The following is a 12208-nucleotide window of genomic DNA, read 5'->3' on the forward strand; positions in this document are numbered from 1 at the left end:
CGCGCTCCCCTCGCTTGCCTTACGGCACGAGGGGTTTTTTGTTGCACAGGCACCCGCCGAGCAGCACGCGTGACCCGTACAAACTTCGCAAAAACCCTCAGCATCGAGAAGAGAATGCCGATGACCGAGCAGGCCACCGGGGCCCATCACCCGCAGCCCCGGCCCCGATCCGGAGGACAGTCCGCCCCCGTCGAGCACGTCACGGGCGCACAGTCCCTCATTCGCTCTCTCGAGGAGGTCGGCGCCGACACGGTATTCGGCATTCCCGGGGGCACCATCCTGCCGGCGTACGACCCCCTGATGGACTCCACGCGGGTGCGCCACGTGCTGGTCCGCCACGAGCAGGGCGCCGGCCACGCGGCCACCGGTTACGCCCAGGCCACCGGCAAGGTCGGGGTCTGCATGGCGACGTCCGGTCCGGGCGCCACCAACCTGGTCACCCCGATCGCGGACGCGCACATGGACTCCGTGCCGCTGGTCGCGATCACCGGGCAGGTCGTGTCCAAGGCGATCGGCACGGACGCCTTCCAGGAGGCGGACATCGTCGGCATCACCATGCCGATCACCAAGCACAGCTTCCTGGTCACCAAGGCGGAGGACATCCCCCGGGCGATCGCGCAGGCGTTCCACATCGCCTCCACCGGCCGCCCGGGACCGGTCCTGGTCGACATCCCCAAGGACATCCTCCAGGCGAGGACCACCTTCTCCTGGCCGCCCGTCATGGACCTGCCCGGCTACCGGCCCGTCACCAAGCCGCACGCCAAGCAGATCCGCGAGGCCGCCAAGCTGATCACCGCCGCGAAGCGGCCGGTCCTCTACGTCGGCGGCGGCGTCCTCAAGGCCCGCGCCACCGCCGAGCTGAAGGTCCTCGCCGAACTCACCGGAGCTCCCGTCACCACCACCCTGATGGGACTCGGCGCGTTCCCCGACAGCCACGAGCTGCACGTGGGGATGCCGGGCATGCACGGTGCGGTCACCGCCGTCACCGCGCTGCAGAAGGCCGACCTGATCGTCGCCCTCGGCGCCCGCTTCGACGACCGCGTCACCGGCAAGCTGGACAGCTTCGCCCCGTACGCCAAGATCGTCCACGCCGACATCGACCCGGCCGAGATCGGCAAGAACCGCGCCGCCGACGTGCCGATCGTCGGTGACGCCCGCGAGGTCCTCGCCGACCTCGTCCAGGCCGTCCAGAAGGAGCACGCCGAGGGCAACCGCGGCGACTACACCGCCTGGTGGAACGACCTGAACCGCTGGCGCGAGACCTACCCGCTCGGCTACGACCAGCCCGAGGACGGCTCGCTCTCCCCGCAAGCGGTCATCGAGCGCATCGGACAGCTCGCGCCCGAGGGCACGATCTTCGCGGCCGGCGTCGGCCAGCACCAGATGTGGGCCGCGCACTTCATCGAGTACGACAAGCCCGCCACCTGGCTGAACTCCGGCGGCGCCGGAACCATGGGCTACGCCGTCCCGGCCGCCATGGGGGCCAAGGCCGGCGCCCCCGACCGCACCGTCTGGGCGATCGACGGCGACGGCTGCTTCCAGATGACCAACCAGGAACTCACCACCTGCGCCCTGAACAACATCCCGATCAAGGTCGCCATCATCAACAACGGCGCCCTCGGGATGGTCCGCCAGTGGCAGACCCTCTTCTACAACCAGCGGTACTCCAACACCGTGCTGCACTCCGGCCCCGAGGACGTCAACCCGGAGGCCCGCGGCACCCGCGTCCCCGACTTCGTGAAGCTGTCGGAGGCCATGGGCTGCTACGCGATCCGCTGCGAGGACCCGGCCGACCTCGACAAGGTCATCGAGGAGGCGAACTCCATCAACGACCGCCCGGTCGTCGTGGACTTCATCGTCCACGAGGACGCGATGGTGTGGCCGATGGTCGCCGCCGGCACCTCCAACGACGAGATCATGGCCGCCCGGGACGTCCGCCCCGACTTCGGCGACAACGAAGACGACTGAGAGCCGTCAGGACTTTCAAGCAGAGGAAGCAGATCATGTCCAAGCACACGCTCTCCGTCCTGGTGGAGAACACCCCGGGCATCCTGGCCCGGATCGCCGCCCTGTTCTCCCGCCGCGGCTTCAACATCGACTCGCTCGCCGTCGGCGTCACCGAACACGCCGACATCTCCCGCATCACCATCGTGGTGAGCGTCGAGGAGTTCCCGCTGGAGCAGGTCACCAAGCAGCTCAACAAGCTCGTCAACGTGCTGAAGATCGTCGAGCTCGAACCCGGGCAGGCCGTTCAGCGCGAACTCGTTCTGGTGAAGGTGCGCGCCGACAACGAGACGCGCTCCCAGATCGTCGAGATCGTCCAGCTCTTCCGCGCCAAGACCGTGGACGTCTCCCCGGAGGCCGTGACCATCGAGGCCACCGGCAGCAGCGACAAGCTGTCCGCCATGCTCAAGATGCTGGAGCCGTTCGGCATCAAGGAGCTCGTCCAGTCCGGCACGATCGCGATCGGACGCGGTGGCCGTTCCATCACGGACCGGTCGCTGCGCGCCCTGGACCGGTCGGCGTAAGACCCGAAGCGGGCGGCCGGGACACGACCGGCCGCCCGTATTCCGAGACCGAGAGACTTCCCTTCCCCTCACCGGCATACGGTGGGACGCAACACCTGCACTCAAGGAGAGAACCCAGTGGCCGAGCTGTTCTACGACGCCGACGCCGACCTGTCCATCATCCAGGGCCGCAAGGTCGCGGTCATCGGTTACGGCAGCCAGGGCCACGCCCACGCGCTGTCGCTCCGTGACTCGGGTGTCGACGTCCGCGTCGGTCTGCACGAGGGCTCCAAGTCCAAGGCCAAGGCCGAGGAGCAGGGCCTGCGCGTGGTGAGCCCGTCCGAGGCCGCCGCCGAGGCCGACGTCATCATGATCCTGGTCCCGGACCCGATCCAGGCCGAGGTCTACGAGAAGCACATCAAGGACAACCTGAAGGACGGCGACGCGCTGTTCTTCGGTCACGGCCTGAACATCCGCTACGGCTTCATCAAGCCCCCGGCCGGCGTGGACGTCTGCATGGTCGCCCCCAAGGGCCCGGGCCACCTGGTGCGCCGTCAGTACGAGGAGGGCCGCGGCGTTCCCTGCATCGCCGCCGTCGAGCAGGACGCCACGGGCAACGGCTTCGCGCTGGCCCTGTCGTACGCGAAGGGCATCGGCGGCACCCGCGCCGGCGTCATCAAGACGACCTTCACCGAGGAGACCGAGACCGACCTGTTCGGCGAGCAGGCCGTCCTGTGCGGTGGCACCGCGGCGCTGGTCAAGGCGGGCTTCGAGACCCTGACCGAGGCCGGCTACCAGCCGGAGATCGCGTACTTCGAGTGCCTGCACGAGCTGAAGCTGATCGTGGACCTCATGTACGAGGGCGGCCTGGAGAAGATGCGCTGGTCGATCTCCGAGACCGCCGAGTGGGGCGACTACGTCACCGGCCCGCGGATCATCACCGACGCCACCAAGGCCGAGATGAAGAAGGTCCTCGCCGAGATCCAGGACGGCACCTTCGCCAAGAACTGGATGGACGAGTACCACGGCGGCCTGAAGAAGTACAACGAGTACAAGCAGCAGGACTCCGAGCACCTCCTCGAGACCACCGGCAAGGAGCTGCGCAAGCTCATGAGCTGGGTCGACGAAGAGGCGTAAGTCCTTTCGCCCCGCGACGGCGCCGCTGGTTCCGGGTGCCGTCGCGGGGGCTTTTGCCCCGGACCCCGCTCCTCGAACTCCCCCACTGCCTTGAAGGCGTGGGGGGGGGACCCCAGAGGGGCTGTTCTCCCTTACCGCCTCTTCCGGGTGATCATTCCGCAGAGGCGCAAGACGACTCGCCCCGCGCCACTAGACTGCTGTACAACAAACGCGTCAGGCCCACAGCGTCGTGCGTCTTCCACGCGGCTAGCACTTCTTCACCGCCTGCGGCCGTCGGGACGGCCGTCCGCATTGGACTTGTGAGGACTCACGTGAGCTCGAAACCCGTCGTACTCATCGCTGAAGAGCTGTCGCCCGCCACCGTCGACGCGCTCGGCCCGGACTTCGAGATCCGCCACTGCAACGGCGCGGACCGCGCCGAACTGCTCCCGGCCATCGCCGAGGTGGACGCGATCCTGATCCGCTCGGCCACCAAGGTCGACGCCGAGGCGATCGCCGCCGCGAACAGGCTCAAGGTCGTCGCCCGCGCCGGCGTCGGCCTGGACAACGTCGACGTCTCCGCCGCCACCAAGGCCGGCGTGATGGTCGTCAACGCCCCCACCTCGAACATCGTGACCGCCGCCGAACTCGCCTGCGGTCTGATCGTCGCCACCGCCCGCCACATTCCGCAGGCCAACGCCGCGCTGAAGAACGGCGAGTGGAAGCGCAGCAAGTACACGGGCGTCGAGCTCGCCGAGAAGACCCTCGGTGTCGTGGGCCTGGGCCGCATCGGCGCGCTGGTCGCCCAGCGCATGTCCGGCTTCGGCATGAAGGTCGTCGCCTACGACCCCTACATCCAGCCCGCGCGGGCCGCGCAGATGGGTGTCAAGGTCCTGTCGCTGGACGAACTGCTCGAGGTCTCCGACTTCATCACCGTCCACCTGCCCAAGACCCCCGAGACCGTCGGCCTCATCGGCGACGAGGCGCTGCGCAAGGTCAAGCCGGGCGTGCGCGTCATCAACGCCGCGCGCGGCGGCATCGTCGACGAGGAGGCGCTGTACTCGGCGCTCAAGGAGGGCCGCGTCGCCGGCGCCGGCCTCGACGTGTACGCCAAGGAGCCGTGCACCGACTCCCCGCTGTTCGAGTTCGACCAGGTCGTCTGCACTCCGCACCTCGGTGCCTCCACCGACGAGGCGCAGGAGAAGGCCGGTATCGCCGTCGCCCGCTCGGTGCGCCTCGCCCTCGCCGGTGAGCTGGTCCCGGACGCGGTGAACGTGCAGGGCGGGGTCATCGCCGAGGACGTCAAGCCGGGTCTGCCGCTCGCCGAGCGCCTCGGCCGGATCTTCACCGCGCTCGCCGGTGAGGTCGCGGTCCGCCTCGACGTCGAGGTCTACGGCGAGATCACCCAGCACGACGTGAAGGTGCTGGAACTCTCCGCGCTCAAGGGCGTCTTCGAGGACGTCGTCGACGAGACGGTGTCCTACGTCAACGCCCCGCTGTTCGCCCAGGAGCGCGGTGTCGAGGTCCGGCTGACCACCAGCTCCGAGTCGGCCGACCACCGCAACGTCGTCACCGTGCGCGGCACCCTCTCCGGCGGCGAGGAGATCTCGGTCTCCGGCACGCTGGCCGGTCCCAAGCACGTCCAGAAGATCGTCGCGGTCGGCGAGTACGACGTCGACCTGGCGCTCGCCGACCACATGCTCGTGCTGCGCTACGAGGACCGTCCGGGTGTCGTCGGCACCGTGGGCCGCATCCTCGGCGAGGCGGGCATCAACATCGCCGGCATGCAGGTCGCCCGCGCGACGGTCGGCGGCGAGGCGCTCGCCGTGCTGACCGTCGACGACACGGTGGCCGCGGGGGTGCTCGGCGAACTCGCCGCGGAGATCGGGGCGACGTCCGCCCGGTCGGTCAACCTGGTCTGAGAGTGCCGGGGGCCCTGCCCCCGGACCCCCGTTCGCCCTGAACGGGCCTCGTCCTCAAACGCCGGACGGGCTGAGTCGGTCAGCCTGTCCGGCGTTCTCCGTGGGCGCTTCCGGACGGATCCTGATGTGCCGCAGGCCTATCGCGGCCAGTGCCGCCGCCCCGAGCAGCAGTACCGTCGCCGCGACCGCCGCTGCCTGCATCCCGCTGGTGAAAGCCTCCCGTGCCGCCGTCGCCAGGGCGTCCCCCGCGCGCCCCGGCAGTCCGGCGGCGACGGCCAGCGCGCCGCCCAGGGTCTCCTGGGCCATCGCGGGGGCCGCGTCCGGCATCTCGTGGCGGTAGACGGCCGTACCGATGGAGCCGAGGGCGGCCATCCCCAGCGCTCCGCCGAACTCCGTGCCGGTCTCCAGCAGGGAGGACGCCGCCCCCGCCTTCTCGACCGGCGCCGAACTCAGGGCCAGGTCGGTGAGCAGGGACATCACGATGACGATGCCGGCGGCCAGCACACCGCAGGCGGCCAGCACCAGCCACAGCGAGTCCGTACCGGCCGGGGCCAGCAGCCCGTAGCCGCCCGCCGCGATGACGAAGCCGGCCGTCACGACGTACGCGCGCTCCACGCCCCGCTGGACGAGCTGGGCGGCGACCGGTGCGGCGGCGCCGATCAGCACCGACGGCAGCAGGCTCCACAGCGCGGCCTCCAGCGCGCTCTTGCCGAGCACCGACTGCAGGTACTGGGTGGTGAAGTACGCCGAGCCCATCATCCCGAAGGCCGACAGGGTGTTGAGGACGAGCGCCGGGGTGAAGCCGTGCCCGCGGAAGAGGGCCGGTGAGATCATCGGTGAGGCCGCGGTGCGCTGCCGGTGCACGAACAGCGCCGCGAACAGCAGGCCGACGGTGATCGAGAGCACGTACCGGACGTTCCAGCCCTCGGAGGGCAGCTCCTTCAGGCCGTAGACCACGGGCAGGACCGCCGCCATCGACAGCGGGACGCTCAGCAGGTCGAAGCGGCCGGGGGAGGGGTTCTTCGCCTCGGGGAGCAGCACCGGGCCGAGGACCAGCAGCAGGGCCATCGCGGGCAGGTTGACCAGGAAGACCGAGCCCCACCAGAAGTGCTCCACGAGGACGCCGCTCATCACCGAGCCGAGCGCGATCCCGGCCGTCATCACCCCGGACCACAGCCCGATCGCCTTCGCCCGCTGGGCGGGGTCGGTGAACATCGTGCGGACCAGCGCCATCGTCGACGGCATCAGGGTCGCGCCGCCGATGCCGAGCACCGCGCGGGCCGCGATCAGCGTCTCGGCGGTGTGCGCGTAGGCCGCGAGGAGCGAGGCGGCGCCGAAGGCCGCGGCGCCGAAGAGGAGCAGCCTGCGGCGGCCGACGCGATCGCCCAGCGCGCCCATCGTCATCAGCAGGCCGGCCAGGACGAAGCCGTAGATGTCGAAGATCCACAGCTGCTGGGTGCCGCTCGGTTCCAGGTCCGCGCTGATCTCGGGGACCGCGAAGTAGAGGACGGAGACGTCCATCGAGACCAGCAGCAGCGGAAGCATCAGCACGGCGAGCGCGGTCCACTCGCGGCGGCCGGCGCGGGGCGGGTTCGTTGTCATGGCGGCGACTGTACGCACGTCTTATACGCTTGTCTAGAACGATCGTATAAGACAGGCGTATGGAGAGGTGGGTAAGGTGACGCCATGGGACACCGTGAGGATCTGCTGGAGGGCGCCAAGCGCTGCCTGCTCGCCAAGGGCTTCGTGCGCACCACGGCGCGGGACATCGTCAAGGAGTCGGGGACCAATCTGGCGTCCATCGGCTACCACTACGGGTCGAAGGACGCCCTGCTCGCGCGGGCCTACATCTCACTGGTGGAGGGGATGGGCGGCGCCTTCGAGGGCGACGGGACCGTGGACGAGACCGTGCCCGGCTCCCTGGAGCGGTTCGAACGGGTGTGGTCGAACATCATCGGCACCATGAAGGAGCCCGGCTCGGTGTGGCGGCTCAGCATGGAGGTCCTCGCCCTCGGCGACCGGCTCCCCGAGGTCCGCGACCACCTGGCGGCGGCGCAGCGCGAGGCCGGGCGCGGTCTGGTCCCGCTGCTGATGGGCGGCCGGGAGGAGGACGTGTCCGACGAGACCGCGGACACGGTCGGCATGTTCTACGTGACCCTGATGACGGGTCTGATCGCCCAGTGGACCTTCGACCCGAAGTCGGCGCCCGACGGCGGGCAGCTCGCCGCGGGTCTGCGCCGGGTGATCGAGGCCGCCGCTACAGACGCGCGGCCTTGAGCGTCATGTGCAGCAGCAGCCGGTCCTCGCCGTCGTCCAGGTCGAGGCCCGTGAGCTGCTCGATCCGCGACAGGCGGTAGTACAGGGTCTGGCGGTGGATGCCCAGTTCGGCGGCCGTGCGGCCGGCCTGGCCCGCGCGGTCGAGGTAGACCTCGGCGGTGCGGGCGAGTTCGGCCTGCGCGGGGGAGAGCAGGGGGCTGACGACGGGGTCGTGGGCGGCGCCCGGGGGCAGCGCGGTCAGCAGGCGGAACGGGCCGATCGACGCCCACCGGGCGACCGGTCCGAGCCGGGGTTCGGCCAGCGCCGCCCGGGCCGACGCCGACGCCTCCTCCCAGGCCGCGCCCAGTTCGGCGAGACCCGCGCGGGGCGCGGCGATCCCGGCGGCCACCGGGGGACCGCCCGAGCCCGCCCGCTCCAGCAGCCGCGAGGCCGCCGTCGTCGCCGGAGCCAGTACGTCCGTCGAGCGCAGCCGCAGCAGCAGGGCCAGGGACAGGCCGTCCCCCACTGCCTCAAGGGCGTGGGAGGCACCCCCAGTCCCCCACGGCAGGGTGCACAGCGCCGTCGCCCCCGGCACCGTACGGACCGACGGGGCGTCGTCCGGGCCGGCGGAGGGCCAGGGGGCGACACAGACCACCGTGTGCGGACCGTCGGCGCGACCGCCCAGGGCGGTGCGCAGCTCGGCGACGGCCATCTCCCGCTGCCAGTCCTGCTCCGCCGTCAGCACCGCGCGCAGTTCCCGCGTGAGGTCGGCGCCGTGCTGGACCTCGTCCGCGAGGAGCGCGCCGATCCGCGCCGTCACCCGCATGGCCGCGCCCAGCTGCTGCTCCGAGGGGCCGGGGTCGTAGTCGAGCAGCCAGACGTAACCGAGGACGACGCCCCGATGCCGCACCGGCAGACAGATGCGTCCCCGGTGCACGCCCGCCTCCGGGGTGCGCGGGATGCGGACCGGGCCGGTCGCGCGGGTGATGCCGAAGCCCTCGAACCAGGCGCGGACGGCGGCCGTCGAACGGCGGGTCAGGATCGAGCGGGTGCGCACCGGGTCCAGCGCGGACGGATCGAGGTCGCCCTCGCTGTCGTACGCCCCGAAGGCGATCAGCTCGAAATCGCGGTTCTCCAGGGTCGCCGGAGCGCCCAGCAGCTCCGAGATCTCGTCCACCAGCTCCTGGTAATCGTCCCTGTGTTCCGGCGTCACCCGGGCATTCTGCCGCAAAATCCCGGATCCTTCATACATCTGTCTGAGATCTGCGGCACGGATGCGTGACAGCTGTCGATAGCCCACGATCGGGGGCATCCGTAGGTTTCACGGTGGTTCTCCGTGCCGTACCCGAATCGTCGGGTGACGGCCTCATGCAGCTTGTGGAGGTGCCCCGTGCTGGGTCCCGTGATTCTCGCCGCGTCGCGCAGCGACCGGATGCGACGCCTGATCTCGGCGGCCCCGGTGACCAAGCAGGTCGTCGACCGCTTCATCCCCGGGGAGACCGTCGACGAGGTCCTGCCGATCATCCGGGAGCTCACCGGCAACGGCCTGGAACTCACCATGGACGTGGTCGGCGAGGACATCACCACCCCCGAGCAGGCCGCCGCCGCCCGCGACGCGTACCTGGAGCTGATCGGCCGGCTCAAGCCGCTGGAGCTCGGTACCCGCGCGGAGATGTCGGTGAAGCTGTCGATGTTCGGCCAGGCGCTGGACGGCGGTCACGAGCTGGCCCTCGCCAACGTCCGCCCGGTCGTCGAGGCCGCCGCCGAGATCGGCACCACGGTCACCCTGGACGCCGAGGACCACACCACCCTCGACTCGATGTTCGCCATCCACGAGGAGCTGCGCAAGGACGTCCCGCAGACGGGCTGCGTCATCCAGGCCTACCTCTTCCGCACCGAGGAGGACGCGCGCCGCCTCGCCGCGGCCGGCAGTCGCGTACGGTTGGTGAAGGGCGCCTACAAGGAGCCCGCCGAGGTCGCCTACCAGCAGAAGCACGAGATCGACAAGGCGTACGTGCGCATCCTGCGGACGCTGATGGAGGGCGAGGGCTACCCGATGATCGGGTCCCACGACCCGCGCCTGATCTCCATCACCCAGGAACTGGCCCGCACCGCCGGACGCAAGCTCGACGAGTACGAGTTCCAGATGCTCTACGGCATCCGCAGCGACGAGCACCTGCGACTGGCCGCCGAGGGCCACCGCATGCGCGTCTACACGGCCTACGGCACCGACTGGTACGGCTACTTCATGCGCCGTCTGGCGGAGAAGCCGGCGAACCTGCGCTTCTTCCTGCGGAGCATGGTCAGCCGTGGCTGAGACAACTCGGTTGTGCCGCCGCCCCGGCTCCGGCCGGGGGTCCGGGGGTCGTCCCCCGGGAAGGCACAGCATGCGCCGTCTGGCGGAGAAGCCGGCCAACCTCCGGTTCTTCGCCCGCAGCATGATCACCAAGGGCTGACACCACACCGCTCACGACAAGGAGTTACGCCACCCATGGACGCTGTGACCCAGGTCCCCACCCCCGTCAACGAGCCGGTGCACGGCTACGCCCCCGGTACGCCCGAGCGCGCCCGGCTGGAGGCCAAGCTCAAGGAGCTGGCCGACAACCCGATCGACCTGCCCTGCACCATCGGCGGTGAGAAGCGGATGGGCGGCGGCGAGCGCTTCGACGTCGTGCAGCCGCACAACCACAAGGCCCGCCTGGGCACCTACGCCAACGCCACGCAGGCGGACGCCCAGGACGCCATCGACGCGGCCCTCGCCGCCGCGCCCGCCTGGCGCGCGATGGCCTTCGACGACCGCGCGGCGATCATCCTGCGCGCCGCCGAGCTGCTGGCCGGCCCCTGGCGCGAGACCATCGCCGCCTCCACCATGCTGGGCCAGTCCAAGACCGCCCAGCAGGCCGAGATCGACAGCCCCTGCGAGCTGGTCGACTTCTGGCGGTTCAACGTCCACTACGCGCGCGGCATCCTCGCCGAGCAGCCCCCGGCCAACTCCCCGGGCGTGTGGAACCGCCTCGACCACCGCCCGCTGGAGGGCTTCGTCTACGCGATCACGCCGTTCAACTTCAGCGCGATCGCCGCCAACCTGCCCACCGCGCCGGCCCTCATGGGCAACGTGGTGGTCTGGAAGCCGTCCCCCACCCAGACCCACGCCGCCGTGCTGCTCATGCGGCTCCTGGAGGAGGCCGGTCTGCCCAAGGGCGTCATCAACCTCGTCACCGGCGACGGCATCGAGGTCTCCAAGGTCGCCCTGGAGCACCGGGACCTCGCGGGCATCCACTTCACCGGCTCGACCAAGACCTTCCAGCACCTGTGGAAGACGGTCGGCAACAACATCGAGAAGTACCGCACCTACCCGCGCCTGGTCGGCGAGACCGGCGGCAAGGACTTCGTCGTCGCCCACCCGAGCGCCGACCCCGCGATCCTCAAGACCGCGCTGACCCGCGGTGCCTTCGAGTACCAGGGCCAGAAGTGCAGCGCCACCTCGCGCGCGTACATCCCGGCGTCGATCTGGAACTCCGGCTTCAAGGAGGAGTTCGCCGCCGAGGTCGACTACATCACCATGGGTGACGTCACCGACCTGTCGAACTTCATCGGCGCCGTCATCGACGAGCGGTCCTTCGCCAAGAACAAGGCCGCCATCGACCGCGCCAAGGAGGACCCGGCCTGCACGATCGTCGCGGGCGGCACCTACGACGACTCGGTCGGCTACTTCGTCCGCCCGACCGTCATCGAGTGCGACGACCCGGAGAACGAGGTGTTCCGCACCGAGTACTTCGGCCCGATCCTCGCCGTGCACGTCTACGACGACGAGAAGTACGACGAGATGCTGACCCAGATGGAGTCGGTGTCCGACTACGCCCTGACCGGCTCGGTCATCTCCGGCGACCGCGCGGCGGCGGCGTACACGATGGAGAAGCTGCGCTACGCGGCCGGCAACTTCTACATCAACGACAAGTCGACCGGCGCCGTCGTCGGCCAGCAGCCCTTCGGCGGCGGCCGTGCCTCCGGCACCAACGACAAGGCCGGCGCCCCGCAGAACCTGATGCGCTGGACCCTGACCCGCGCCATCAAGGAGACGCTGGTCCCGCCGACCGACTACGGCTACCCGCACATGGGCTGACGCCCCCCCCGACCCCGGACGGGCCAGGTCACCCCCCGACCTGGCCCGTCCGGCGTTTTCGCAGGTGGGAGCGGTGTGACCGGGTCCGCCGTCTCAGATAGTAGGAAGTCCGAGTAATTGTGCAGACAGACGCGGTCCGCTCCTCTAGCTTTGTAGGAGCCGAACGACTCGCTCGATCAAGCGAACGGCGGTCGTGAGCCGGTCCCCGTGCAGGCAACCCCTGCGGTCCGACGCTCCCCGCCCCTTCTCGGCGTCTCGCAACCCCTTTCCGCACTCCACGTATG

Annotated in this window: 9 protein-coding genes; 7 read left to right on the forward strand and 2 right to left on the reverse strand. The window is 70.2% G+C overall.

The features are described from left to right. The first annotated feature begins 120 nt into the window (after positions 1–120). The 4 genes from ACZ62B_RS21345 to serA all read left to right on the forward strand — a co-directional run bounded on the left by ACZ62B_RS21345 (position 121) and on the right by serA (position 5545). Positions 121–1968, forward strand: a complete 1848-nt coding sequence (locus tag ACZ62B_RS21345) for an acetolactate synthase large subunit (protein ID WP_344560753.1) — start codon at positions 121–123, stop codon at positions 1966–1968. Positions 1969–2003: 35 nt separating this feature from the next. Continuing rightward, positions 2004–2528, forward strand: a complete 525-nt coding sequence (gene ilvN / locus ACZ62B_RS21350) for an acetolactate synthase small subunit (protein WP_030866294.1) — start codon at positions 2004–2006, stop codon at positions 2526–2528. Positions 2529–2645: 117 nt separating this feature from the next. After that, positions 2646–3644, forward strand: coding sequence for a ketol-acid reductoisomerase (gene ilvC, locus ACZ62B_RS21355; RefSeq protein ID WP_073731646.1), 999 nt, complete (start codon positions 2646–2648; stop codon positions 3642–3644). Positions 3645–3955: 311 nt separating this feature from the next. After that, positions 3956–5545 (forward strand): phosphoglycerate dehydrogenase, encoded by a 1590-nt coding sequence (serA, locus tag ACZ62B_RS21360; RefSeq protein ID WP_344560752.1) that lies wholly within the window; start codon positions 3956–3958, stop codon positions 5543–5545. 54 nt (positions 5546–5599) lie between these two features. Here the strand turns inward: serA and ACZ62B_RS21365 are convergent, their stop codons facing one another. After that, complete coding sequence (locus tag ACZ62B_RS21365) at positions 5600–7147, reverse strand: MFS transporter (RefSeq protein WP_469691711.1); 1548 nt, start codon at positions 7145–7147, stop codon at positions 5600–5602. A gap of 84 nt (positions 7148–7231) precedes the next feature. On the opposite strand from ACZ62B_RS21365, the gene ACZ62B_RS21370 reads away from it, so the two are divergent. Further along, positions 7232–7822 carry a TetR/AcrR family transcriptional regulator gene (locus ACZ62B_RS21370; RefSeq protein WP_344560750.1) on the forward strand — a complete coding sequence of 197 codons (591 nt, stop codon included), beginning with the start codon at positions 7232–7234 and terminating at the stop codon, positions 7820–7822. On the opposite strand, the gene ACZ62B_RS21375 is transcribed toward ACZ62B_RS21370, so the two are convergent. After that, positions 7803–9053, reverse strand: coding sequence for a PucR family transcriptional regulator (locus tag ACZ62B_RS21375; protein ID WP_469691714.1), 1251 nt, complete (start codon positions 9051–9053; stop codon positions 7803–7805). The genes ACZ62B_RS21370 and ACZ62B_RS21375 overlap by 20 nt on opposite strands. A gap of 138 nt (positions 9054–9191) precedes the next feature. Here ACZ62B_RS21375 and ACZ62B_RS21380 point away from each other — a divergent pair, with 138 nt between their 5' ends. Together ACZ62B_RS21380 and pruA are read left to right on the forward strand one after the other, a co-directional pair. Next, positions 9192–10118 carry a proline dehydrogenase family protein gene (locus tag ACZ62B_RS21380; RefSeq protein ID WP_344560748.1) on the forward strand — a complete coding sequence of 309 codons (927 nt, stop codon included), beginning with the start codon at positions 9192–9194 and terminating at the stop codon, positions 10116–10118. A 174-nt stretch (positions 10119–10292) separates the two neighbouring features. Further along, positions 10293–11924: an L-glutamate gamma-semialdehyde dehydrogenase gene (gene pruA, locus ACZ62B_RS21385; RefSeq protein ID WP_344560747.1), complete on the forward strand. Its 1632-nt coding sequence runs from the start codon at positions 10293–10295 to the stop codon at positions 11922–11924. Positions 11925–12208 lie beyond the last annotated feature (284 nt).

The organism is Streptomyces sp. NPDC053426, assembly GCF_055585405.1.

What these genes read in the sequence shown, in the direction of transcription:
- ACZ62B_RS21345 (WP_344560753.1), top strand. Translation starts at nt 121, where the DNA reads ATGACCGAGCAGGCCACCGGGGCCCATCACCCGCAGCCCCGGCCCCGA.
- ilvN (WP_030866294.1), top strand. Translation starts at nt 2,004, where the DNA reads ATGTCCAAGCACACGCTCTCCGTCCTGGTGGAGAACACCCCGGGCATC.
- ACZ62B_RS21365 (WP_469691711.1), bottom strand. Translation starts at nt 7,147, where the DNA reads ATGACAACGAACCCGCCCCGCGCCGGCCGCCGCGAGTGGACCGCGCTC.
- ACZ62B_RS21370 (WP_344560750.1), top strand. Translation starts at nt 7,232, where the DNA reads ATGGGACACCGTGAGGATCTGCTGGAGGGCGCCAAGCGCTGCCTGCTC.
- ACZ62B_RS21375 (WP_469691714.1), bottom strand. Translation starts at nt 9,053, where the DNA reads ATGTATGAAGGATCCGGGATTTTGCGGCAGAATGCCCGGGTGACGCCG.
- pruA (WP_344560747.1), top strand. Translation starts at nt 10,293, where the DNA reads ATGGACGCTGTGACCCAGGTCCCCACCCCCGTCAACGAGCCGGTGCAC.